Annotated in this window: 20 protein-coding genes; 8 read left to right on the top strand and 12 right to left on the bottom strand. The window is 72.1% G+C overall.

What is annotated here, in order from left to right; all coding sequences use genetic code 11:
* Positions 1–37: 37 nt before the first annotated feature.
* Together ACIQRW_RS36855 and ACIQRW_RS36850 are read right to left on the bottom strand one after the other, a co-directional pair.
* Positions 38–967, bottom strand: coding sequence for a hypothetical protein (locus ACIQRW_RS36855; RefSeq protein WP_403769342.1), 930 nt, complete (start codon positions 965–967; stop codon positions 38–40).
* A gap of 4 nt (positions 968–971) precedes the next feature.
* Entirely contained in the window at positions 972–1586 is a 615-nt protein-coding gene (locus ACIQRW_RS36850) for a papain-like cysteine protease family protein (protein WP_403769339.1), read from the bottom strand.
* 227 nt (positions 1587–1813) lie between these two features.
* Between ACIQRW_RS36850 and ACIQRW_RS36845 the strand changes: the two genes are divergently transcribed.
* The gene (locus ACIQRW_RS36845; RefSeq protein WP_403769336.1) at positions 1814–2740 is read left to right on the top strand and encodes a hypothetical protein; all 927 of its coding nucleotides are present in this window, start codon (positions 1814–1816) and stop codon (positions 2738–2740) included.
* A gap of 119 nt (positions 2741–2859) precedes the next feature.
* Here the strand turns inward: ACIQRW_RS36845 and ACIQRW_RS36840 are convergent, their stop codons facing one another.
* Positions 2860–3288, bottom strand: coding sequence for a Rieske (2Fe-2S) protein (locus tag ACIQRW_RS36840; protein WP_032790784.1), 429 nt, complete (start codon positions 3286–3288; stop codon positions 2860–2862).
* 352 nt (positions 3289–3640) lie between these two features.
* A complete protein-coding gene (uvrA, locus tag ACIQRW_RS36835) occupies positions 3641–6691 on the bottom strand; it encodes an excinuclease ABC subunit UvrA (protein WP_403769333.1) in 3051 nt (1016 codons plus the stop codon).
* A gap of 175 nt (positions 6692–6866) precedes the next feature.
* Between uvrA and ACIQRW_RS36830 the strand changes: the two genes are divergently transcribed.
* Positions 6867–7556: a maleylpyruvate isomerase family mycothiol-dependent enzyme gene (locus tag ACIQRW_RS36830; protein WP_403769330.1), complete on the top strand. Its 690-nt coding sequence runs from the start codon at positions 6867–6869 to the stop codon at positions 7554–7556.
* 10 nt (positions 7557–7566) lie between these two features.
* Positions 7567–8223, top strand: a complete 657-nt coding sequence (locus tag ACIQRW_RS36825) for an MBL fold metallo-hydrolase (protein ID WP_403769327.1) — start codon at positions 7567–7569, stop codon at positions 8221–8223.
* A 126-nt stretch (positions 8224–8349) separates the two neighbouring features.
* On the opposite strand, the gene ACIQRW_RS36820 is transcribed toward ACIQRW_RS36825, so the two are convergent.
* The 5 genes from ACIQRW_RS36820 to ACIQRW_RS36800 form a co-directional block, all read right to left on the bottom strand.
* The gene (locus ACIQRW_RS36820) at positions 8350–9369 is read right to left on the bottom strand and encodes a TerC family protein (protein WP_403769324.1); all 1020 of its coding nucleotides are present in this window, start codon (positions 9367–9369) and stop codon (positions 8350–8352) included.
* Positions 9370–9612: 243 nt separating this feature from the next.
* Positions 9613–11586: a TerD family protein gene (locus ACIQRW_RS36815; protein WP_403769322.1), complete on the bottom strand. Its 1974-nt coding sequence runs from the start codon at positions 11584–11586 to the stop codon at positions 9613–9615.
* Positions 11587–11867: 281 nt separating this feature from the next.
* Entirely contained in the window at positions 11868–12446 is a 579-nt protein-coding gene (locus ACIQRW_RS36810) for a TerD family protein (protein WP_215111225.1), read from the bottom strand.
* A gap of 245 nt (positions 12447–12691) precedes the next feature.
* Positions 12692–14821, bottom strand: coding sequence for an excinuclease ABC subunit UvrB (uvrB, locus tag ACIQRW_RS36805; RefSeq protein ID WP_403769319.1), 2130 nt, complete (start codon positions 14819–14821; stop codon positions 12692–12694).
* Between the two features lie 39 nt (positions 14822–14860).
* Complete coding sequence (locus tag ACIQRW_RS36800) at positions 14861–15691, bottom strand: MHYT domain-containing protein (protein WP_403769317.1); 831 nt, start codon at positions 15689–15691, stop codon at positions 14861–14863.
* 230 nt (positions 15692–15921) lie between these two features.
* Between ACIQRW_RS36800 and ACIQRW_RS36795 the strand changes: the two genes are divergently transcribed.
* The 3 genes from ACIQRW_RS36795 to ACIQRW_RS36785 all read left to right on the top strand — a co-directional run bounded on the left by ACIQRW_RS36795 (position 15922) and on the right by ACIQRW_RS36785 (position 19011).
* The gene (locus tag ACIQRW_RS36795) at positions 15922–16803 is read left to right on the top strand and encodes a glycerophosphodiester phosphodiesterase family protein (protein WP_403769314.1); all 882 of its coding nucleotides are present in this window, start codon (positions 15922–15924) and stop codon (positions 16801–16803) included.
* Positions 16804–16879: 76 nt separating this feature from the next.
* Positions 16880–17437 (top strand): methylated-DNA--[protein]-cysteine S-methyltransferase, encoded by a 558-nt coding sequence (locus ACIQRW_RS36790; RefSeq protein WP_403769311.1) that lies wholly within the window; start codon positions 16880–16882, stop codon positions 17435–17437.
* A 371-nt stretch (positions 17438–17808) separates the two neighbouring features.
* Complete coding sequence (locus tag ACIQRW_RS36785; protein ID WP_403769386.1) at positions 17809–19011, top strand: MFS transporter; 1203 nt, start codon at positions 17809–17811, stop codon at positions 19009–19011.
* Positions 19012–19131: 120 nt separating this feature from the next.
* On the opposite strand, the gene ACIQRW_RS36780 is transcribed toward ACIQRW_RS36785, so the two are convergent.
* Positions 19132–19494: a cupin domain-containing protein gene (locus ACIQRW_RS36780; RefSeq protein ID WP_403769308.1), complete on the bottom strand. Its 363-nt coding sequence runs from the start codon at positions 19492–19494 to the stop codon at positions 19132–19134.
* Between the two features lie 104 nt (positions 19495–19598).
* Between ACIQRW_RS36780 and ACIQRW_RS36775 the strand changes: the two genes are divergently transcribed.
* Both ACIQRW_RS36775 and ACIQRW_RS36770 read left to right on the top strand, forming a co-directional pair.
* Complete coding sequence (locus tag ACIQRW_RS36775; RefSeq protein ID WP_403769305.1) at positions 19599–20570, top strand: pseudouridine-5'-phosphate glycosidase; 972 nt, start codon at positions 19599–19601, stop codon at positions 20568–20570.
* Complete coding sequence (locus tag ACIQRW_RS36770; RefSeq protein WP_403769302.1) at positions 20567–21478, top strand: carbohydrate kinase family protein; 912 nt, start codon at positions 20567–20569, stop codon at positions 21476–21478. The genes ACIQRW_RS36775 and ACIQRW_RS36770 overlap by 4 nt, the downstream gene beginning before the upstream one ends.
* Before the next feature lie 24 nt (positions 21479–21502).
* Here the strand turns inward: ACIQRW_RS36770 and ACIQRW_RS36765 are convergent, their stop codons facing one another.
* Together ACIQRW_RS36765 and ACIQRW_RS36760 are read right to left on the bottom strand one after the other, a co-directional pair.
* Positions 21503–22150 (bottom strand): uridine kinase, encoded by a 648-nt coding sequence (locus tag ACIQRW_RS36765; RefSeq protein ID WP_403769299.1) that lies wholly within the window; start codon positions 22148–22150, stop codon positions 21503–21505.
* A 48-nt stretch (positions 22151–22198) separates the two neighbouring features.
* Complete coding sequence (locus ACIQRW_RS36760; protein ID WP_403769297.1) at positions 22199–22891, bottom strand: winged helix-turn-helix transcriptional regulator; 693 nt, start codon at positions 22889–22891, stop codon at positions 22199–22201.
* Positions 22892–22937 lie beyond the last annotated feature (46 nt).

The raw sequence follows: 22937 nt of genomic DNA, 5'->3' as shown, positions 1-22937 counted from the left end.
CCCGGAGCGCGGGCCTGTGGGCCGGTGGAGCCGCCGCTCAGGCGTCCGTGCCCGGGGATCGCCCGGCACGGTTCCGGCGGCGCAGCGCGGCGGCCCCGCAGAGGGCCAGGGCGAGCAGTGCCCCGGCCCCCGCGGTCGTGGACACGGCGGTCAGGGCCGTGTCCGGCGAGCCGGAGGCCGGGCCGGCGAGCGCGGGGCTCCCGGCGGTGTCCGGGGCCAGGTCCGCGGCCGGACCCCGGACCGGGCCGGGGGCGGCCGCCGGGGCGCTCCCGGTGCCGGTGACCGCGTCGGGGCCGTAGCCGCCGGCCTTGCCGGAGCGGGCGTATCCGGAGCCGGGCAGCTTGTCGCCGTACGCCTCCTGGACCCGGGTCCGGTAGGCGCTGAGCTCGGTGCCGCGGGCGCCCACGGCGGCCTTCGCGTCCTCGTCCAGCGGGAGTACCCGGGAGCCGTCGTGGACGTACCAGGCGTCGATCTGCGGTTCGCGGAACACGGTGCCGCCGGGGAGCGCGCGGGCCCCCTGCGCGGTGTAGCGGGCCTCGTCGTCGCCGGTGGCGATGTTCACCACCTGCCACCGGTCGTCCCCGTCCGCCCCGGGGACGGTCCACAGGGAGGCCTTCTGGCCGTCGGAGGAGACGGCGGTGCTGGCCAGGTAGTCCAGGGTGCTCGGGGCGGCCCCGGGCTTTCCGGCGACGAAGGCGGCGGAGAGCGTGCGGACGGGGACGGTCCTCCCCTCGATCCTGGGCGCGCTCGCCGCCCTGCTCACCGCGCCCTCCCGGGCGAAGAACCGGGACAGGGTGTCCAGGGTCGCGGGCTCGATGGCGGCCTCGTGGGCGGCTTCGAGGGTGGCGGCGGTCAGTTTCGGCGGGGCCGCCCGGCCGTCGTCGGCGAGGGCGGGAGCGGCGGCGGTGAAGAGGGCGGCGCCGGTGAGGGCGGTGGCGACGGCGATACGCCGGGTGGTGGAGTTCATGACCTCACGCCCCGATCCGGTAGAGCGAGTGGGTCCAGGAGAACTCGTTGTTGTTGACGTACCAGGCGTGCGAGGCCCAGTTGTAACGGTCGCTGGAGGGCCACGGATCGCCCCAGTAGACCCAGCTGTTGGCGTCGTCGTACCCGTAGATGACATGCATGTGGCCGCCGCCGGACGACCACTGGATTCGGGTCTCGATGGGGCGCTGGGCGGATATCTCGGCCTGCACGGTCGGGTAGCGCAGCCAGCCGGTGACGTAGCTTCCGGGCCTGACCCCGGCCCAGGACAGTCCGGTCTGGACGTTGCCGAGGGTGGCCTGCGAGTTGGGGCACTGGGAGTTCTGGCCGCGGTTGAAGGCGGCGTTGCAGAACTGGTTCTGGGAGTAGTTGCGGCCGAACCAGGCGGCGATGGTGTTGCCGCCGGCCGCCCAGCACCAGTTGGTCTGCTGTTGCGCCTGCATGGTGATGTCGAGCCGCTGGGCGGCGGCGACGGTGGAGCCCGCCCCGTCCGGGGACTGGGCGGCGGTGGCGGTGGCGGTGCCCGCGGGGACGGCGAGCAGGACGGCGGCCAGGAGGGCGGTGAACGAGAACCTTCCGGGCCTGACTCTTCGGTTGCGCATGGCGTTCCTCCCAATGCGGGGGTGGGGATCGGAGGAGCGCGTCCGGACGCTGACGATGAGCATCCGGCGTTGTCCGGAGCAGGTCAACACGCTTCAATGCGAGGTGACATCACGGTGTGAACGGCACGGCGCCCGTGTGAACGGCTCTGTCCCGGTCACCTGCTCCCCCGCATCCCCCGGGGGCCGGTGTCGCCACTCCCCACGTGAACGTTCACCGGAGGCCCGCCATGCGGCAGACCGAGACCGAACTGGCGCAGGTACTGCGGACCGGACCGTTCCATCTGGCGTTGCGCACCGCTCTGTCGGTGCGCGGGCTGCCGCTCCAGCGGGTGCAGCACCATCTGGCGCACCGGGGCGTCAAGCTCGGGGTGACCAGCCTCAGTTACTGGCAGCAGGGGGTGCGCCGGCCCCGGCGGGCCGAGTCGTTGCGGGCCGTTCGGGCGCTGGAGGAGGTGCTCGCGCTGCCGGACGACTCGCTGCTGCGACTGCTGCGCGACGGTGCTGCCCCGGCGGACGGGGACCGTCCGGCCGCCCGTTCGTACCGGTCGCTCATGGAGGCGTCGGGCTCGGTGGAGCGGCTCCTCGCGGCGATGGAGTCACCCGTGGACGGCGGCCTGCACACCGTGGGGCACCAGGAGCGGGTACGGATCGGGGCGCGGCGCGAGCTGGCGGGCCGCACGTCGCAGCACGTGGTGCGCGCGCACCGGGACGGCGTCGACCGCTATCTCGCGGTCCACCGGGGCGACCCCGGCTGCGACCCGTCGCGGATCGCGGTGCGGGCCCTGGAGAACTGCCGGGCGGGCCGGGTCCGCTGGGATCTGGACGCGGGGGTGCTGGTGGCGGAGCTGCTCTTCGACACCCGGTTGCGGGCCGGTGAGACGTACCTCTTCGGCTACGGCTTCGAGGACGGTACGGGCGGGATCGGCGGAGAGTACGTGCGCGGCTTCACCTTCGGGGGCGGGCAGTACGTGCTCCAGGTCGGCTTCGACGAGGCGGCGCTCCCGGTGCGGTGCCGCCGGTTCGCCCAGGCGTCGGCGGGGGCGGCGCGCGGGGCCCGCGAGGACCTCACGCTGACCGGCCGGCACCGGACCGTGCACCTGGTGGAGGAGAGCGTACGGCCCGGCCTGATCGGGGTCGACTGGGACTGGGAGTGAGGCCTCGCGCGACGACCGGCCTTCTGGCGCTGGGGCCCGGTTACGTGTCGGGCGCCGGGGCTCGGCCACGTATCGGGCGCCGGACCGCGATGACGCGTCAGGGCGCTGTCTGTTCCGCGTCAGGCGTCGGGGCCCGCGACGAGCTTTCCGCCCTCGGCGGTGACCGGGACGGCGGGGAGCGGCACGGTGGCCGGGCCCTTCACCGGCTTGCCGGTGGTCATGTCGAAGCGGCTGCCGTGGCAGGGGCAGTGGCCCTCGGTGCCCTCGACCTTGTCCAGGACACAGCCGCCGTGGGTGCACTGGGCGCTGAACGCCTTGTACTCGCCCTTCGCCGGGCAGACGACGACCACGCGCTGCTCGCGGTAGAGCTTGGCCCCGCCGACGGGTACCTCGGAGGCGGCCCCGAGGTCGACGGGGGCGGTGGGGGTGGGGTTCTTGGCGTGGCCGAGCTTGGACTCGGTGGAGCAGGCGGCCGCTCCCAGCCCGGCGGCGCCGGCGAGCGCGGCGCCCTTCAGCACGGTACGGCGGGCGGCGGGCAGGCCGGGCATGCGGACTCCACGGGGTTGTTGTTCGGGGTGGATCACGGTGGGGCTGGTTGTTCGGGGGGTGGATCACGGCGGATCCGCGTCGCCGGACAGGGCGGGGCGGCGACGGCGGCCCTGCGTGCCGGTGACAGAACCGACGATACCGGCGGGGATCGGAAGCCCTGCGACCGGGCCGGAGCGCCTGCCCGGACGGGCGACGGCGGCCCCCTTCGTGCTGTGGGGGCCGCCGCCGTCGGCGAGGGCCTGTCTGACCATTCCCGCCGTTGCCCGTAGGGCGGCCGCGCGGCAGGCGGGAATTCTCAGACAGGCCCGAGGGGCGAGCGGCTGCCGGGCCGGGCGACCGCTCGGGCCCCGTTCAGGCCTTGCGGGCGCGGGTGGTCTTCTTGGCGGCGGCCGTCCTGGTGGCGGCCTTGGCCGTACCCGCCTTGGCTCCCGTGGCGTTCGCCTTGGTCACCGCGGCCTTCTTGGCCGCGGCGGCCGTCTTCTTCGCCGGGGCGGTCTTGCGGGCGGCCGTCTTGCGGGCCGTTCCCCGCCCGGAGGGCACCGCGGCCTCGCTGATGCGGTCCGCGTCCAGGACGCCCTGGAGGAACTTACCGGTGTGACTGGCGGGGACCGAGGCGACCTGCTCCGGTGTCCCCTCGGCGACCACCAGACCACCGCCGTTGCCGCCCTCGGGGCCCATGTCGACGACCCAGTCGGCGGTCTTGATGACATCGAGGTTGTGTTCGATGACGATGACCGTGTTGCCCTTGTCCACCAGGCCGGAGAGCACGGTGATCAGCTTGCTGATGTCCTCGAAGTGCAGACCGGTGGTCGGCTCGTCCAGGACGTAGACCGTGCGGCCGGTGGAGCGCTTCTGGAGCTCGCTCGCCAGCTTGACGCGCTGCGCCTCACCGCCGGAGAGGGTCGGCGCGGACTGGCCGAGCCGCACATAGCCGAGGCCGACCTCGTTGAGCGTACGGAGGTGGCGGGCGATCGTGGGGACGGCCTCGAAGAAGTCCAGGCCCTCCTCGATGGGCATGTCCAGCACCTCGGCGATGGACTTGCCCTTGTAGTGGACCTCCAGGGTCTCCCGGTTGTAGCGCGCTCCGTGGCAGACCTCGCACGGGACGTACACGTCGGGCAGGAAGTTCATCTCGATCTTGATCGTGCCGTCGCCGGAGCAGTTCTCGCAGCGGCCGCCCTTGACGTTGAAGGAGAAGCGGCCCGGCAGATAGCCGCGCACCTTCGCCTCCATCGTCTCGGCGAAGAGCCGACGGACGTGGTCGAAGACTCCGGTGTACGTCGCCGGGTTGGACCGGGGGGTCCGGCCGATCGGCGACTGGTCGACGTGCACCACCTTGTCGACGAGGTCGTCACCGTCGACCCGGGTGTGGCGGCCGGGGACCGACTTGGCGCCGTTCAGCTCGCGGGCCAGGTGGGTGTAGAGGATGTCGTTGACCAAGGTCGACTTCCCTGACCCGGAGACGCCGGTGACGGCGGTGAGGACGCCGAGCGGGAAGGAGACGTCGATGTCGTGGAGGTTGTTCTCCCGGGCGCCGTGCACGGTGAGACGGCGGGCCGGGTCGACCGGGCGACGGATGTCGGGGGTCGGGATGGACCGCTTGCCGGAGAGATACTGGCCGGTGATGGACTCCTTGTTGGCCAGGAGCTCCTTGAGCGAGCCGGAGTGGACGACCTTGCCGCCGTGCTCACCCGCGCCGGGGCCGATGTCGACGACCCAGTCGGCGACCTTGATGGTGTCCTCGTCGTGCTCGACGACGATGAGCGTGTTGCCCATGTCGCGGAGCCGGACCAGGGTCTCGATGAGTCGGTGGTTGTCGCGCTGGTGCAGGCCGATGGACGGCTCGTCCAGGACGTACAGCACGCCGACCAGGCCGGAGCCGATCTGGGTCGCCAGCCGGATGCGCTGGGCCTCGCCGCCGGACAGGGTGCCGGCCGCGCGGTTCAGCGACAGATAGTCCAGGCCGACGTCGACGAGGAACTTCAGCCGCTCGTTGACCTCCTTGAGCACCCGCTCGGCGATCTTCTTGTCGCGGGCGTTCAGCTTGAGGCGGCCGAGGAACTCGGCGCACTCGCTGATCGACATCGCGGCGACCTCGGCGATGGACTTCTCCATGACCGTCACCGCGAGCACGATCGGCTTCAGCCGGGTGCCCTCGCAGGTGGGGCAGGGCACCTCGCGCATGTAGCCCTCGAACCGCTCCCGGCTGGAGTCGCTCTCGGCCTCGGTGTGGCGCCTCTTGACGAACTGCACCGCGCCCTCGAAGGCGGGGGTGGTGTAGGCGCGCTCGCGCCCGTAACGGTTGCGGTAGCGGACCTCGGTCTGGATCTTGTGGCCGAAGAGCAGGGCCTTCTTGGCCCGCTGCGGCAGCCCGGCCCAGGGGATGTCCGTACGGAAGCCGAGGGCTTCGGAGAGCGCGCCGATCAGGCGGCCGAAGTACTCCTTGGTGTGACCGTGGGACCAGGGGTGGATCGCGCCCTCGTCGAGGGACTTCTCCTCGTCCGGGACGATCAGCTCCGGGTCGACCTCCATGCGCGTGCCGATGCCGGTGCAGTCGGGGCAGGCGCCGAAGGGTGAGTTGAAGGAGAAGGAGCGCGGCTCCAGCTCCTCGAAGGAGAGGTCGTCGTACGGGCAGTAGAGGTGCTCGGAGAACATCCGCTCGCGCTCGGGGTCGTCCTCGGGGAGGTCGACGAAGTCGAGCACGACCATGCCGCCGGAGAGACCGAGCGCGGTCTCGACCGAGTCGGTCAGCCGGCGCTTGGCGCTGTCCTTGACGGTGAGGCGGTCGATGACCACCTCGATGGTGTGCTTCTCCTGCTTCTTGAGCGTGGGCGGCTCGGCGAGCTGGATGGTGGCGCCGTCGACCCTGGCCCGGCTGTAGCCCTTGGTCTGGAGGTCGGCGAAGAGGTCGACGAACTCGCCCTTGCGCTCGCGCACCAGCGGCGAGAGGACCTGGAAGCGGCTGCCCTCCGGCAGGCCGAGGACCTTGTCGACGATGGCCTGCGGCGACTGGCGGGAGATGGGGCGATGGCACTCGGGGCAGTGCGGCTTGCCGATCCTGGCGAAGAGCAGCCGGAGGTAGTCGTAGACCTCGGTGATGGTGCCGACCGTCGAGCGCGGATTGCGCGAGGTCGACTTCTGGTCGATGGAGACGGCCGGCGAGAGACCTTCGATGAAGTCGACGTCCGGCTTGTCCATCTGGCCGAGGAACTGCCGGGCGTACGAGGAGAGCGACTCGACGTAGCGGCGCTGCCCCTCGGCGAAGATCGTGTCGAACGCGAGGGACGACTTGCCCGACCCGGAGAGCCCGGTGAAGACGATGAGGGAGTCGCGGGGCAGGTCGAGCGAGACGTTCTTCAGGTTGTGCTCGCGCGCGCCACGGACGATGAGACGGTCGGCCACGCCGGTCCGCACCTTTCTAGAGAGAAGCGGGGGAACTGAGCCCCTCTCCCAGGGTATGGGGGGCGCCACAGTGGTGTAAGAAGCTTTCGATTCCGAGCGTATAGCACGCACATTCGATTTACGGCCGCCCTCGGACTCCTTCACCCGAATGAGTGGCAGAGCTAGGCTCGGCCGTATGATTGATCATGCGCACGACCTGGGAGCTGTACGCGAAGCGACCGAACGACTGCTCGACGCAGTCGGCAAACTGGACAACGCCGCTGTCGCCGAGCCGTCACGGTTGCCCGGATGGAGTCGGGGCCATGTTCTGGCCCACCTCTCACGTAACGCCGACGCGATCGGAAATGTTCTCCGGGGACTCCCGATGTACGCGAGCAGCGAAACCCGGGATGCCGACATCGCCGACGGCGCCCCCCGCCCGGCGGCCGAGCAGCTGACCGATCTGCGGGAGAGCGCGGACGGCTTCCTGGCGGCCGCCGCCGAACCCGCCGACTGGTCCCGTACGGTCACCCTGCGCAACGGGGTGACGGACTCCGCGGCCCGGGTGCCCTTCCGGCGCTGGGTCGAGGTGGAGCTGCACCACGTCGACCTGGACGTCGGCTACGAGCTGGAGGACCTGCCCGCGGAGTTCGTCTCGCGGGAGATCGCCTTCCTGACCGAGCGCTTCCTGGGCAACCAGGAGGTACCCGCCACGGCGCTGACCGACCTGGACGGCCGCACCTGGAGCACCGGCGGCGGGCCGCCGAGCGCCCTGGTGACGGTGCAGGGGCCCGCCGCCGAGCTGCTGGGCTGGCTCTGCGGGCGCCGTGACGGCGCCGCCCTGACCGTGGCCGGGGGCCCCTTGCCCGCACTGCCCCCGCTATAGGCTGAGCCGTATGACGTACAGCGGAGCGGTGAAGGTCGGCGGACCGGCGAGCGTGCACGAACTGGCGGATCTGATGATCTCCAAGGTCGCCGTCGGCGGGATGAACAACAACGCCTATCTGCTGCGCTGCCGGGCGACCGGCGAGCAGCTGCTGATCGACGCGGCCGCCGAGCCGGCGACCCTGCTCGCGCTGGTCGGTGACGACGGGATCGCCTCCGTCGTCACCACACATCAGCACGGGGACCACTGGCAGGCGCTGGCCCAGGTGGTCGGGGCCACCGGCGCCCGGACGTACGCGGGCCGCTACGACGCCGAGGGCATCCCGGTCCCGACCGACGTCCTGGTCGAGGACGGCGACACGATCACCGTCGGCCGGGTCGGGCTGACCGCCCGCCATCTGGTCGGTCACACGCCGGGCTCCATCGCCCTGGTCTACGACGACCCGCACGGCGCCCCGCATCTCTTCACCGGGGACTGCCTCTTCCCCGGCGGGGTCGGGAACACGAACCAGGATCCGAAGGCGTTCGCCAGCCTCCTGAACGACGTCGAGACGAAGCTGTTCGACCGGCTGCCCGACGAAACGTGGGTCTACCCGGGCCACGGGCACGACACGACGCTCGGCGACGAGCGGCCCCAGCTGCCCGAGTGGCGCGCCCGCGGCTGGTAGGCCGCGCGCCTCTCTCCGGCGCGTATCCCTCGTACGCGTACACAGCAGCGGCCGGGGCGGACGGCCTTCGCCGTACCGCCCCGGCCGCTGCCGGAGTGTCCCTGTGCCGCTCCGGGCGGCCCCGGGTCAGCTGTTGATGCTCTTGCTGTCCTCTTCGGACGGGCCGGCGGTCTCCGCCTTCCGGGCCTCCTCCGTCTCGGCCTCGGCCATCTTCTTGCTGGCGATGAGGCTGGTGATCGTGGTGATCACCAGGACGCCGCAGATGACGGCGAGGGAGAAGGGGATGGAGACGACGGGCACGTGCACGCCGTTCTCGTGCAGGGCGTGCAGCACCAGCTTGACGCCGATGAAGCCGAGGATCACCGACAGGCCGTAGCTGAGGTGGACCAGCTTCTTCAGCAGACCGCCGATGAGGAAGTACAGCTGGCGCAGCCCCATCAAGGCGAACGCGTTGGCGGTGAAGACGATGTACGGATCCTGAGTCAGGCCGAAGATCGCCGGGATGGAGTCCACCGCGAACAGCACGTCGGTCATGCCGATGGCGAGCATGACCACCATGAGCGGGGTCATGACGCGCTTGCCGTTGTTCCGGATGAAGAGCTTCGTGCCGTGGTACTTGTCGGCGACACCGAAGCGGTGCTCGATCGACTTCAGGAGACGGTTCTCCTCGAAGTCGTCCTCCTCCTCGTCGGCCCGGGCCTCCTGGATGAGCTTCCAGGCGGTGTAGATCAGGAACGCGCCGAAGATGTAGAACACCCACGAGAAGTTCGCGATCACAGCGGCACCGGCGGCGATGAAGATCGCCCGGAGCACCAGGGCGATCAGTACACCGATGAGCAGCACGCGCTGCTGAAGCTGAGAGGGCACCGCGAACTTCGCCATGATCAGGACGAAGACGAAGAGGTTGTCGACGCTCAGCGACTTCTCTGTGATGAATCCTGCGAAGAACTCGCCGGAGGCCTGGCTCTCACCGACGACCGCGAGTCCGGCTCCGAAGAGCACGGCCAGCGCGATCCAGACGATCGTCCAGATACCGGCTTCCTTGGTCGACACGTCATGGGGCTTGCGCCCGATGAAGAAGTCGACGGCGATCAGGGTTGACAGACCAACGATGGTCAGGACCCATACGGTCCATGAAACGTCCACTGCGCCTCCGGCAGTTCGCTACGGCTACTTATCAGCGTCGTCGCTGCCGGAGGTCTCTTCCACCCTTGCACGCGCTACGCGTGCCTGGACCGGCGCCCCGGGACCGATAACGGTCCGTATTGACGGGACGTCGCGTAAGGAGTACTCCCCTCCGTTCCCCGAACAGTACAGGCAACACCAAGTAAAGGTAAAGGAAAGGGTAAAGAGTTCGTCAAAACCGCAGGTGAGGGACTGGCTACCGCATCAGCGGCCAGCGGCTCGACGGGCGGCTGCCACCGCCGCGAGCACCTGTTCCAGGACGCGGCTGCCCGGCGGGACCGCCAACGGCTCGTACGTCCAGGCATGCCCGACCCACGGATCGGCGAGGTGGCTGTCGGCTACCGGGGTGATCCGCAATAGCGAACGCCACAGCGGGTCGAGCACCGGCCCGTACGCACTGGCCTCCTCCCGGTCCGCGACCATCAGGAGGTGCACCCCGACCGCGGGGCCCTCGTCGGCGAGATAGCGGAGCTGGGTGACGGCCCGGTCGTCGAAGCCGTGCGGGAAGTCGTTGACCACCAGCAGCTGCTCGCCGGTGTCCAGATCGGGCGGAAGCGAATCGGCCGCCCCGGCCCGCACCGCCATCTGCACCAGGTCCACCCGCCGCGTGAGGTGGGCGAGGACCGAGGCCACTCCCCCGGGTCCGGCGGCGGGCGGTCCGGCGAGGACGCCCGCGTCGACCAGCGGCGCGAGCGGGCCGGCCGCGGCGCCCGCCGGGTCGATGACGTGCACCGAGAACTCACCGGGGGGATACACCGCGAGCAGCCGCGCCGCGTGGGCGACCGCGGTCTCCATGGCGAGCCGGCGCAGCCGGTCCGTGTCCATCAGGGCGGCCACCTCGGACGCCGTCCGTCCGCTGTCCACCCAGATCCCACGCTCCAGCGGCAGCCGGACGAGCAGCGGGACGCGCAGGTCGGGGCGCTCGGGAAGGTGGAGGTCGCCGATGCGCAGCGCCATCGGTATCTCCATGGGGACGCGGTGGGCGTGCCAGACGGGGTTGCCCCAACCGGCGTACGCGGCCGGGAGCGCGGGCTCGACGACGGCCGCCTCTGCGGCCAGCTGGGCCAGATCGCGGTCGAGGGCCTCCCTGGCCCGGGACGTCAGCTCGTCGCGCTTTGTACGGGCCCCCTCGCGGGCACGGTCGCCCGCGCCCCCGAGACGGTTGCGCGGGTCGGACAGGGCCCGGTCGAGCTCCTGGTCCATGCGGGACTCGGCGAAGTCCACGGCGCTGCGGTAGGCGGCGACGGCGCGGGCCAGATCCTCGAACATGCCCCAGATCTGGTTGTAGAGGCGCTCGTCCATCGACCAGCCGGTGGCGTCCCCGGCGACCGGCTGCGCGGCCTGTCCGGGCTGGGCCGGCGGCGCGGTGGGCGGGGGCGAAGGGGGCGCGGCGTGCTGCCGCCGCGGGTGCGCGTAGTTGATGGGGCCGTCGGCGGCGGGTCCTGCGGCGGCCGGGCCCGGGGCGGTGTGCGGCTGGGGGGTGGTGGCCGGGTCGGTCAGCGGCTCGGGGCGCTCCGGGGCCGCGGGCGGCGTGGGTGGCGTGGGCGGGCGGTGGTCAGCGGAGCCCGTCGCGTGCCGTACGCGGTCGCCTTCCTGGGTCCGGGGCGGCGGCGCCACCGAGCGGGCCATGCCCCGGGTGACGGCCTCCTGAATGGATCCGGCCAGTCCGGTGGCCTCGTCCACGCCCTGGTCGGCGAGCATCTCGGCGAGCCCGCCGGCGTACCCCTGTCCCACGGCGCGGACCTTCCAGGCGTCCTGGCGGCGGTAGAGCTCCAGGGCGCTGACCGCGGACTCGGCGTCCAGGCCGGTGAGCGTGAAGGTGGCGATCTCGGCGCCGTCGAGCCCGGTGACGGCGACGAAGGGGGCGGGAACGGCGCCGAACCGCGCCGGGCCGCCCGCTCCGACGGGGAGCGCGAGCAGCACGGTGACCCGGTGGGCGCCGGCGGGCAGTGCCTCCAGATCGACGGCGAGACGGTGATCGGCCGCCGCCTGCTGGGAGACCTCAAGACCGGGGAGCTGGGGCGAGCCGGGGTGGGCGATCCACTCGACGCCGCGCACCGTGCCCCGTTCGTCGCCGAGGGTGGCTCCGGCCACGACGGGCGTGCCCGCCGATACCCGGATCTCCAGACGGGTCTGGGGCAAGGTGTGGTTCTGCCCCCGGACCAGTTCGGCCGTCATTGCCCTGTCCCCCTCGACGATGGCCCGCGCGTCGGTGGGCGCGGTGCCGTGCGGTGCCGTGTTCTGCCGTTCCGTGCGTGGCCGCGTTCGTGTGTGCCGTGTCTGGCCGTGTACGTACGTGTGTGCCGTGCGCGGTCGTGTACGTGCGTGCGCGGTCGTGTACGTGCGGGTGTGCCCTGTTGCCTGTGCGTGCCGCCGTGTGGGGCAGCTCCCGGCGGTGGGTGCCTCCGGGAGCTGCTCCTGGCCGTTCCGGTGCCGGCCGTGCCGGACCGGTGCGGGTCCTACAGGTGAGGGAGGATCGACGGCATCAGGTCCTGGAAGGTGCGGCCGTTGGCCGGGTTCCCGAGGGCCGTCATCTGCCATCCGCTGCCCGCGCGGTGCACCTTCGCCATGATCTGGGCGGTGTACTGGCCGCCGCCGTCGAGCGTGTACCGGGCGAGCTCCTGGCCGTTGGTCTCGTCGACGATGCGGCAGAAGGCGTGTCGGACCTCCTGGAACGTCTGCCCGGTGAAGGAGTTCACCGTGAAGACGATCTGGTCGATGTGGACCGGAATGCGCTGGAGGTCGACGAGGATCGCCTCGTCGTCGCCGCCGGAGCCGGCGCCGCCGACCAGGTTGTCACCGGTGTGCTTGACCGAGCCGTCATCGCTGACGAGGTGGCGGAAGAACACGACGTCGACCGGCTGCTTGTCGGCGAAGAGCACCGCCGAGGCGTCCAGGTCGACCTCGCGGGTGCGCGAACCGAACAGGCCGCGGCGCGGAGCCGCCTGCCAGCCGAGCCCCATCCGTACCGCGGTCAGGGTCCCCCCGTCGCTCTTCTGCAGGCTGATGGCCTGACCCTTGGTCATATTGACCGTCACGCGCTGTCCCCTCTCGGCATTGCCCCGCAACCATCCGTGTGCGGTTTCCCCGCACCCTACGCATTCCACCCCGGGCGGCAGCAGGCTCGGCCCGTTTTTGTGTCGGTCTTGCAACACACCCGGCGCGGCATGCCCGGCGCATCGGAACTCCGCCGGAGTCGCACCGGAAACCGCGCCGGAACCGGCGCGGGACCGGCACACGTCAGCGGCGATCCCGCGCCCGCCTGGTCACCTGGTCACCGGGATCAGGCGAGGCCCGCTTCCTTCATCTGGCGCAGTTCCTTCTTCAGTTCACCGACCTCGTCGCGCAGCCGGGCGGCCACCTCGAACTGCAGGTCCGCGGCGGCGGCCCGCATCCGCTCGGTCATCTCCTCGATGATCCCGGCCAGTTCGGTCGCGGGCCGGTCGCTGAGCACCGCGCCGGGCGAGGCCGCCCTCCCCTTCGCCCCGCCCTTGGCGGCCTTGGAACCGAGCGCGGGCACCGGCGTCTTGGCCTCCTTGCCCTGCCGGTAGCCGGTGCCGAGGAGCTGCTCGGTGTCGACCTCCTCGCGGGCGATGGTCGCGACGATGTCGTTGATCTTCTTACGCAGCGGCTGCGGGTCGAGGCCGCGCTCGGTGTTGTACGCGACCTGCTTCTCGCGGCGGCGGTTCGTCTCGTCGATCGCCTGCGCCATGGCCGGGGTGATCTTGTCGGCGTACATGTGGACCTGGCCGGAGACGTTACGGGCGGCGCGGCCGATGGTCTGGATGAGCGAGGTGCCGGAGCGCAGGAAGCCCTGCTTGTCGGCGTCGAGGATGGCCACGAGGGACACCTCGGGAAGGTCGAGGCCCTCGCGCAGGAGGTTGATGCCGACGAGCACGTCGTACTCGCCGGAGCGCAGCTCGCGCAGCAGCTCGATGCGGCGCAGCGTGTCGACGTCGCTGTGCAGATAGCGGACCTGGATGCCGAGCTCCAGGAAGTAGTCGGTGAGGTCCTCCGACATCTTCTTGGTGAGCGTGGTGACCAGGACCCGCTCGTCGCGCTCGACGCGCTTGCGGATCTCGTGGACCAGGTCGTCGATCTGGCCCTCGGTGGGCTTGACCACGACCTCGGGGTCGACGAGGCCGGTGGGGCGGATGATCTGCTCGACGAACCCGTCGCCGCGCGAGAGCTCGTACTTCCCCGGGGTGGCGGAGAGGTACACCGTCTGGTCGATCCGCTTCAGGAACTCCTCCCACTTCAGCGGCCGGTTGTCCATCGCGGACGGCAGCCGGAAGCCGTGGTCGACGAGGGTCCGCTTGCGGGAGGCGTCCCCCTCGTACATCGCGCCGATCTGCGGGACCGTGACGTGGGACTCGTCCAGGACGAGCAGGAAGTCGTCCGGGAAGTAGTCGAGGAGGGTGTTGGGGGCGGTGCCGGGCGCGCGGTCGTCGAAGTGCATCGAGTAGTTCTCGACGCCGGAGCAGGTGCCGATCTGGTGGAGCATCTCGATGTCGTACGTGGTGCGCATGCGCAGTCGCTGGGCCTCCAGCATCTTGCCCTGCTTCTCCAGCTCGGCCAGGCGCTGCTCCAGCTCCTGCTCGATGCCGCCGACGGCCTTCTGCAGACGCTCGGGCCCGGCGACGTAGTGGCTGGCGGGGAAGACGTGGACCATGGGGTCCTCGCTGATGATCTCGCCGGTCAGCGGGTGGAGCGTGGACAGGGCCTCGATCTCGTCGCCGAACATCTCGATCCGGACGGCGAGCTCCTCGTAGACCGGGAAGATCTCGATGGTGTCGCCCCGGACGCGGAAGGTGCCGCGGGTGAACGCCAGGTCGTTACGGCTGTACTGCATCTCGACGAAGCGCCGCAGCAGCTGGTCGCGGTCGATCTCCTCGCCGACCTTCAGCCGGACCATGCGGTCCACGTACTCCTGGGGCGTGCCAAGGCCGTAGATGCAGGAGACGGAGGCGACCACGACGACGTCGCGCCGGGTGAGCAGCGAATTCGTCGCCGAGTGACGCAGCCGCTCGACCTCCTCGTTGATGGAGGAGTCCTTCTCGATGTAGGTGTCCGACTGCGGGACGTACGCCTCGGGCTGGTAGTAGTCGTAGTACGAGACGAAATACTCCACCGCGTTGTTCGGGAGGAGCTCACGGAACTCGTTGGCCAGCTGGGCGGCGAGGGTCTTGTTCGGCGCCATCACCAGGGTGGGGCGCTGCAGCTTCTCGATCATCCAGGCGGTGGTCGCCGACTTGCCGGTGCCGGTCGCGCCGAGCAGGACGACGTCCTTCTCGTCCGCACGGATGCGCCGCTCCAGCTCGGCGATGGCCGCCGGCTGGTCGCCGCTGGGCTGGTAGGGACTGACGACCTCGAAGGGCGCCACCGAACGTTCGATCTTGGAAACGGGCCGCATGCATCCACCGTACGGCCCGCCACTGACAACGGCCCCGGATCAGCGGTACCGGGCCCCTCCCGCCCCCTCGCGGGCGGTGCTCCGCGGGCGCTGCCCGGCCCGCGGGTCCGGACCGGGTTCCCCCGTCATGGCCCTGGGGTCGAACATGAGCACCACGGCGGCGAGGAGCAGGAAGCAGCCGGGTCCTGCCAGCATCGGGCCGATCATCTCGGCGGGCCGGTCGCCGGGCAGGACGTCGGCCAGGTCGGACGGCAGCGTGGGCGGCAGGTGCAGGTGCACGTCGAGCGCGGCCATGCCGGTGTAGTGCATCCCGGTCACCGCGACGGCCATCAGGATGCTCGCGCCGAGGCCGGAGCGGGCTCCCCGGAGGGTGACGGCGGCCCACAGGGCGCCCGTGGCGGCGATTCCGGCGATCAGCACCGAGAGGACGACGAGGGGCGTGTCGTACGCGAACCGCGCGTCCATGCGCATGCCCGCCATGCCGAGATAGTGCATCGAGGCGATGCCGAGGCCGGTGATGGTGCCTCCCGTGATCAACGCCATGCGGGTCGCGCCCCGGTAGCCGACAATGAAGATGCCGATGCCGACCATCACCACGGCGATGGCCAGGCCTGCGAAGGTGAGGGGTTTGTCGTAGGAGATCGGGGTCTCCTGGACGGTGAAGCCCGTCATCGCGACGAAGTGCATGGTCCATATCCCGGAGCCGATGGACAGCGAACCCAGCGCCAGCCAGCCGGCCCGCCAGGAGCGTGCGGCGTGAAAGGACCGGGTGGTGCAGCGGAGTCCGAGGGCGGCTCCCAGGGCAGCCATGAGGAAAGCCGCGACCGGAGTCACCAGGCCGTAGGTGAATCCGTCGACTGTTCCTTGCATGCGCGCACGCCCTTCGAGAAAGCCCGGTGTCGAGGAGGGTCCCCAAGGGGCGAGTCCCGGCAGGCAGACAAAGAAAGCACATTTTATCGGCACGGGCCGCGGGGCAAGCACCGGCGGTGGCCCCGGGATCGAAGGTTCCGTTCATTTCGCGGCCATCGCCGCCCCGCCGGGCGTTGGCGGGCCGCTGTCACTCTCTGCGTGTCCGCACACTCCCGACGTGAGGAGTCCCCGTGTTCGTCCGCACCGCCACCGCCTCCACCACGGCCGCCGCCCTGCTCGGCGCCGGCGCCCTGCTGCTGCCCGCCGACCGGCCCGAGGCTCCGGAGCGGCAGGGGCAGGACGCCCCGGTCGTCGTGGCCCACCGGGGGGCGTCGGGCTACGCGCCGGAGAACACCCTCGCCGCCGTCGACGCCGCCGACGCGCTGGGCATCGAATGGGTCGAGAACGACGTCCACCGCACCCGCGACGGCGTGCTCGTCGTGCTGCACGACACCGATCTGAAGCGCACCACGGACGCCGAGCAGGTCTTCCCCGACCGGGCGCCGTGGGCGGTGAAGGACTTCAGCGCGGCGGAGCTGGCGAAGCTCGACGCGGGCAGCTGGTTCGGAGCGCAGTTCACCGGGGCCCGGGTGCCGACGCTCACCCAGTTCCTGCACCGCATGGAGCGCAACCGGCAGAAGCTGCTGCTGGAGATCAAGAGCCCGGCGACCTACCCGGGCATCGAGCGGGACATCATCCGGGTCCTGGGGCGGTCGGGGTGGCTGGACCGCTCCCACGTACGGAGCCGGCTGGTCATCCAGAGCTTCGGCGCCGACAGCGTGAAGAAGGTGCACAGCCTGCGCCCCGACATCACGACCGGCTTCCTGGGCACACCTGCGGTGGCCGACCTGCCCTCGTACGCGGCGTTCACCGATCAGATCAACCCCTCGTACGCGACGATCGGCGCCGACTACGTGGCGGCCGTCCAGCGGCTCAAGGGCCCGCACGGCAAGCGTCTGCGGGTGAACACGTGGACGGTCAACAAGGCGGCGGACGCGGTGAAGGCCCGTGACTACGGGGTCGACGGCATCATCACGAACTTCCCCGACGTGGTGCGTGACGCGACGAGCTGACGCGGCGGGGGGCGGGCCCGTCGGTTTCCGGTCGTCGGGCCCGCCGCTGTCAGTGGCGGGCCGTACGGTGGTCGGCATGAACAGCTACGGGACCGGTGCCGATCCGGCCGTCGAGTGGGCCCTCGTGGACAGCGACATCGGCCCGCTGCTGCTCGCCGCGACCGGGTCCGGTCTGGTGAGTGTGTCCTTCCACGCCCGCCCCGCCGTGCGGGACGCGGTCCTCGACCGGCTGCGGACCCGGTTCGGCGCGGAGCCGGTGGAGGCGCCCGGCTCCGCGCGGCTCGCCGGGCCGATACGCGGGCTCGCGGCGTATTTCGCGGGCGAGCAGCAGGATTTTGACCTCGATCTGGACTGGTCGCTGACCTCCGGGTTCCACCGTGAGGTGCTGCGCGAGCTGGCGTCCGGGGTGCCCTACGGGACGGTCGTCGGGTACGGGGAGCTGGCCGCGCGGGTCGGCCGGCCGGAGGGGGCTCAGGCGGTGGGCGCGGCCATGGGGGCCAACCCGCTGCCGGTGGTGGTGCCGTGTCACCGGGTGGTGGAGAGCGACGGAGGCCTGGGCGGGTTCGGCGGCGGTCTGGAGACCAAGCGGCAGCTGCTGGCGCTGGAGGGGGTCCTGCCGCAGCCGCTGTTCTAGGTCGTGTCCGCAGAATCTCGTCCGGCACGCGACGAGCACTGTTCCGGAGTCTGCGGGGCCGCCGTGCTCCGGGGACTGCGGGGCCGCCGTGCTCCGGGGACTGCGGGGCCGTCGTGCTCCGGGGACTGTGGCGCCGCAGTGTTCCGGGGACTGCGGCAATCGCTGCTCGGGAGAGCCTGCGGAGGCCGCTGTTCCACGGGATGGCCGCACACCGACGGGGAGCGTCCGATCGATCACCGCCAGGGTCCATTCACCCGTCCGGGTGCACGGCGGCGGCCGGGCGGTGACACACTGCGCCGGTGACTCGACCCCTCACCCTCCCCCAGGTCACGGCCGCCGGTCTGCCGGCCCTCCGGCGCCGGACGTCGGCCGTGCTCGTCGTCAGTCAGATACTCGGCGGCCTCGGCGTGGCCGTCGGCATCACCCTGGCCCCGATGCTGGCCGCCGAGGTGAGCGGGTCGGAGGCGTTGTCCGGGCTGGCGCCGACCGCGTCCGTCATCGGCACGGCGCTGCTGTCGCTGCCGCTGGCCGCCCTGATGACCGCCAGGGGCCGCAGGTCCGGACTGGCGCTCGCCTACTTGATCGGTGCGCTGGGCGGTGGCCTGGTGGTCCTCGCCACGATGCTGCCCAGCTTCCCGCTGCTGCTGCTCGGCATGGCCGCGTTCGGCGCGGCGTCCCTGGCCGGTCTCCAGGCCCGGTTCGCGGCTGCCGACCTGGTGGGGCCGGAGCGGCGTGGGCGGGCGATCTCCACCGTCGTCTGGGCCACCACGATCGGCTCGGTCGTGGGCCCCAACATCTCGGCCCCGGCGAGCCGGCTGTTCCGCGGTACGCCGGTGCCCGAGGCCGCAGGGCCGTATCTGTGCTCGGCCGCCGTGTTCCTGCTCGCCGGAGCGGTCGTGGCGCTGGCGCTGCGCCCGGATCCGCTCCTCACCGCCCGTGCCCTGGCTCCGGAGGGCCCGACCGGGCCGCCGAAGCGCTCGCTGCGCGCCGGGATCGAGGCCGTCCGGGAGTCGCCGATGGCGCGGCTCGCCCTGCTGACGGTCACCGTGTCGCACACCGCCATGGTGTCGATCATGGTCATGACCCCGGTCGATCTGGGCCGGCACGGCGCCGGTCTCCAGCTGATCGGGCTCGTGATCAGCGGGCACATCGCGGGCATGTACGCGTTCTCCCCGGTGATGGGGTGGCTGGCCGACCGGTTCGGCCGGCCGGCCGTGATCGGCCTGGCCGTCGGACTGCTGAGCTGCGCCGCGCTGCTGGCGGGCACCGCCGGGCCCCGGCACGGGCAGACCGCCGCGGGCCTGTTCCTGCTGGGCCTCGGCTGGTCGGCGGGGATGATCGCCGGTTCGGCGCTGCTCACCGACGCGGTGCCGCAGTCGGCCCAGGCCGCGGTGCAGGGGCTGTCGGACCTGACCATGAACGCGGCGGCGGCGGTCGGCGGGGCGGCGGCCGGGGTGATCGTCGCCCAGTGGGGATACGGCCCCCTCAACGCGATCGGCGCCGCGCTGCTGCTGCCGGTCGCCGCACTCGCCCTGCGCCGGAGTCTGCGGCGGCCGGAAGCGGTCAGCGGCTGACACTCTCCCGGACCGCACCCCGGCCACAGCCGTCACAGCCGTCACAGCCGTCACAGCCGTCACAGCCGTCAGAACTACCACAACCGCCGTCGGTGCGACCGTAGTTATCAGCCACTGCCCTCAGAGGCTGATGTGGTACGCCTTGCGGAGCGTCTCGTGGACCGTCCAGGTCGTCCGGTCGCCCTCGCGCAGGACGCAGGCGTCCCCCGGCCCGATCTCCAGTACCGCCCCGCCCTCGACCTCGACCGTCGCCCGTCCGCTGACGACGACGAACAGCTCGTTCGCCTCGGTGTCGGTGACCACGCCGGGGGTGATCTGCCAGATCCCCCGGAGCTGCTTGCCGTCGGCCGATTCCCACAGCACCTTGCCCGTCACCACGGGATCGCCCGAGACGATCTGCGCCGGATCGAGAGGTTCCGGTACGAGTTCGGCGTCCGGGATGTGCACGGCGAAGGAGGCGGGGACCTGGTCATGTGTCGTCATGGCCGGTCACCTTAGCGACCGCTTCCGGCCACCCCGCGGCCAGGACCCGCCCCAGGAGGTCCGTCCGTGGTTTGCGCCCCTCCCGGCCGCGACAGGGATGGGGCATGCCTCAGAACCCACCGGACCAGCGTCCCGCTCCACGCGAGAACCCTGGGACGAACGCCTACGAACCAGTGCTCTCGGCGGAGGTGCGGGCCGCTCTGAGCGCCGGTCTGCCCGTCGTGGCGCTGGAGTCGACGATCATCGCGCACGGTCTGCCGCGCCCCCGCAATCTGTCCGTGGCCCGGGAGCTGGAGGGGCTCGTCCGGTCCGTCGGCGCAGTCCCGGCCACCGTCGCCGTACTGGACGGGCGGGCCCATGTCGGCCTGGGCGAGGATCAGTTGGAGCGGGTCGCCGGGGATCCGGCGGTACGCAAGCTCGGGCACCGCGATCTCGCCCCGGCGCTCGCCGCCGGGGCGAGCGGGGCGACGACGGTGTCAGCGACGGCGTTCCTCGCGGCGCGGGCGGGCCTCCGCGTCTTCGCGACGGGTGGGCTCGGCGGCGTACACCGGGAGTGGGCCGAGGACCAGGACGAGTCGGCCGATCTGCGGCTGCTCGCCCGCACCGGGATCACCGTGGTCTGCGCGGGGGTGAAGTCGATCCTCGACGTCCCGGCGACCCTCCAGCGGCTGGAGACCCTCGGCGTCTCCGTCGTCGGCTACGGCTCCGGGCACTTCCCCGGCTTCTACCTGCGCAGCTCCGGCGAACCCGTCGACTGGACGGTGCACAGCCCCGAGGAGGTGGTGGAGGTGATCCGGGCGAAGGAGGCGCTGGGCGGCCCGGCGGCCGCGCTGATCGTCGCCAACCCCGTAGCGGAACGGGATCAGTTGGATCCGGCACTGCACGACCGGGTGCTGGCGGAGGCGCTGGACGCGTGCCGGGAGCGGGGCATCTCGGGGCAGGGCGTGACTCCGTTCCTGCTGGACCAGCTGATGCGGCGGACCGGGGGCGCGTCGCTGGAGGCGAACCTGGCGGCCGTCCGCGGGAACGTGACTCTCGCGGCGCGGATCGCCGTCGCGGCGGCGGTCGCCCGGTGAACCGTCCGGCGGCGGGCGGTGGGCTGCTGGTGGTGGGGGACGTGGTCACGGACGTGGTGGCGCGGTATGGATCGGCGCTCGCCCACGGTACGGACACGGCGGCCCGGATCCGTACGCTGCCGGGCGGCGCGGGGGCCAACGTCGCCTGCTGGACCGTGCGTTCGGGGTGCACGGACGTGCGGCTGCTGGCCAGGGCGGGGGCGGAGTCGGCCGCCTGGCACCGGGAGGAGCTGGAGCGGGCGGGGGTGCGGGCGTTCCTGGCGGAGGACGACGCGTTCCCGACGGCGACCGTCATCGCCCTGGTCGACGCGGCGGCGGAGCGCACGTTCCTGACCGACGGCGGGGCGGTGCTGCGGCTCACCGTCGAGGACTTCGTGCCCACGATGCTCGACGGTGTCGGGCGGCTGCATCTCTCCGGCTATCTCCTGTTCGCCGCGGTGAGCCGGGCCGCCGCCCTCCTCGCCCTGCGCACCGCCGTGGAGCGGGGCGTTCCGGTGAGCGTGGACCCGGCGTCGGCCGGGTTCCTCGGCGAGCTGGGGCCCCGGCGGTTCCTGGAGTTCGCGGCGGGTGCGGAGTTGCTGCTGCCGAACGCGGACGAGGCCCGCCTGCTCACCGGGCTGCCCGGACCGGAGGCCGCGGCAGCCGAGTTGAGCCGGTGGTTCCCGCTCGTCGTCGTCACCCTGGGCGCACGGGGAGCCGTGGTGGCCGCCGGGGGCGAGGTCATCGGCCGCGTCCCCGCCCCGCCGGTGCGCGAGCCGGTCGACTCGACGGGGGCGGGCGACGCGTTCACCGGCGGGTTCCTCGCGGCGCTGCTGGCCGGAGCCGACGTCCTGGCCGCGGCGGCCGAGGGGTGCCGGGCGGGGGCGGTGGCCGTGGCCACGGTGGGCGGCCGGCCGCCGGTCCGGTGACGGCGGTGTGGGGGCGGGCGCCGTTCACCCGCTCCCGGGCAGCCCCGACCAGGCGGGGTGCGACGGGTCGTCCGCACGGACCACCACGTCCGCGCGGTCCGAGGGCGCCACCTCGTCCTCGTACCGGGCGAAGGCGGGCAGGGTCCAGCGTTCCGGCTCCGCCGTGCGTCGCCGCAGCGCCCCCGGGGACAGCCGCAGATGGACGCTGAGCGCGAACGGGAACCAGTGCCCCAGCAGAAACGGGCCGTGCACGACGACCACCCCGCCCTCGGGCAGGGAGTGGTACGGGCTACGGGTGGCCCGGTCGGTCACGGGGTCCCACAGATCGGGCAGCACACGGCCGGAGCCGCCGGCCTCCAGCGGCCCGAACACCTCGCGCCACAGCGCCCCGGTGTCGTACCAGCTGTCGGCGTACGCGTCCGGGTCCCGCTTCCCGTAATCGAAGCGCAGGCTCGCCGGGCGCAGGAAGCCCTCGGTGGAGATGACGAGCACCGCGCGGCCGAGCAGCCGCAGCTCCTGCGCGAGGCGTTCGGCGCTCTCGCCGGTGCGGGCGGCCGGCGCGCCGTCGATGCCGAGCGCGAGCCAGGGCCCGCCGTCGGCGGCGGTCAGCCCGTCGCCGTACCGGGCCAGCTCGCCGGCCAGCCGTTCCCAGGTGATCGCTTCGAGTCGCACGGACCCATCATCGCGGCTCCGGCGGAGGGCCGCTTCCGTGCGGGAGGTTCAGGCGCCCCGCAGTTCGGCGGCGAGCGGGCCTTCGCCGAGCACCTCGACGCGGCCGTCCTTGACCGCTTCCGCGAGGGTCGCCCCACCCCGCGCGAGCTCCAGACACACCTCGGCGTCGAGGACGATCCGGGCGTCGGGGCGGTCGGCGGGTCCGTAGCCGTACACCGCGGCGACCGCCTCGGCGGCCGTGAGCGCGGTCCCCGCTGCCCCACCGACACGGAGGTGGAACGCGCCCTCCTCCAGCCGGACTTCGAGGACGCCCTCCCGGGTGAGCCCGGCGAGGGCGCCGAGCAGGGGCAGGGCGAACCAGTGGGCCCGCACCGCGTCCGTGGGGCGGCGCTCGGTGAGGGCGGGCGCCCCCCACTCGGCGAGGGCGGCGAGGACGGGCAGCAGGCCGCGGCCGTGGGCGGTCAGCTCGTAGACCGACGCCGCCGAGGGGGGCGGCAGCTTGCGGCGCAGGGCCAGTCCGGTCTGCTCCATGTCCTTGAGCCGGGAGGCCAGCACATCCGTGCTGACGCCGGGCAGGTCGGCGTGCAGGTCCGTGTACCGGCGCGGCCCGCCCAGCAGTTCACGGACGATCAGCAGCGTCCACCGGTCGCCGACGGAGTCGAGGGCGCGGGCGGTGGCGTCGAACTGGTCGTAGCTCCGGCGACGGACGGGGCGTGCTGCTGGCTGCTGCTGACGTGGCATGCGACGCAGTCTAGACATGTTGTTGGACTTTCCAAGCTGAAGCTTG

The sequence above is a fragment of the Streptomyces sp. NPDC091287 genome (assembly GCF_044768525.1).
In the GTDB taxonomy this organism is placed as follows: Bacteria; Actinomycetota; Actinomycetes; order Streptomycetales; family Streptomycetaceae; genus Streptomyces.
Note: the sequence above shows the minus strand (reverse complement) of the source record. Positions and strands in the feature narration are given on the sequence as shown.

What these genes read in the sequence shown, in the direction of transcription:
- ACIQRW_RS36855 (WP_403769342.1), bottom strand. Translation starts at nt 967, where the DNA reads ATGAACTCCACCACCCGGCGTATCGCCGTCGCCACCGCCCTCACCGGC.
- ACIQRW_RS36850 (WP_403769339.1), bottom strand. Translation starts at nt 1,586, where the DNA reads ATGCGCAACCGAAGAGTCAGGCCCGGAAGGTTCTCGTTCACCGCCCTC.
- ACIQRW_RS36845 (WP_403769336.1), top strand. Translation starts at nt 1,814, where the DNA reads ATGCGGCAGACCGAGACCGAACTGGCGCAGGTACTGCGGACCGGACCG.
- ACIQRW_RS36840 (WP_032790784.1), bottom strand. Translation starts at nt 3,288, where the DNA reads ATGCCCGGCCTGCCCGCCGCCCGCCGTACCGTGCTGAAGGGCGCCGCG.
- ACIQRW_RS36830 (WP_403769330.1), top strand. Translation starts at nt 6,867, where the DNA reads ATGATTGATCATGCGCACGACCTGGGAGCTGTACGCGAAGCGACCGAA.
- ACIQRW_RS36825 (WP_403769327.1), top strand. Translation starts at nt 7,567, where the DNA reads ATGACGTACAGCGGAGCGGTGAAGGTCGGCGGACCGGCGAGCGTGCAC.
- ACIQRW_RS36815 (WP_403769322.1), bottom strand. Translation starts at nt 11,586, where the DNA reads ATGACGGCCGAACTGGTCCGGGGGCAGAACCACACCTTGCCCCAGACC.
- uvrB (WP_403769319.1), bottom strand. Translation starts at nt 14,821, where the DNA reads ATGCGGCCCGTTTCCAAGATCGAACGTTCGGTGGCGCCCTTCGAGGTC.
- ACIQRW_RS36800 (WP_403769317.1), bottom strand. Translation starts at nt 15,691, where the DNA reads ATGCAAGGAACAGTCGACGGATTCACCTACGGCCTGGTGACTCCGGTC.
- ACIQRW_RS36790 (WP_403769311.1), top strand. Translation starts at nt 16,880, where the DNA reads ATGAACAGCTACGGGACCGGTGCCGATCCGGCCGTCGAGTGGGCCCTC.
- ACIQRW_RS36780 (WP_403769308.1), bottom strand. Translation starts at nt 19,494, where the DNA reads ATGACGACACATGACCAGGTCCCCGCCTCCTTCGCCGTGCACATCCCG.
- ACIQRW_RS36775 (WP_403769305.1), top strand. Translation starts at nt 19,599, where the DNA reads ATGCCTCAGAACCCACCGGACCAGCGTCCCGCTCCACGCGAGAACCCT.
- ACIQRW_RS36760 (WP_403769297.1), bottom strand. Translation starts at nt 22,891, where the DNA reads ATGCCACGTCAGCAGCAGCCAGCAGCACGCCCCGTCCGTCGCCGGAGC.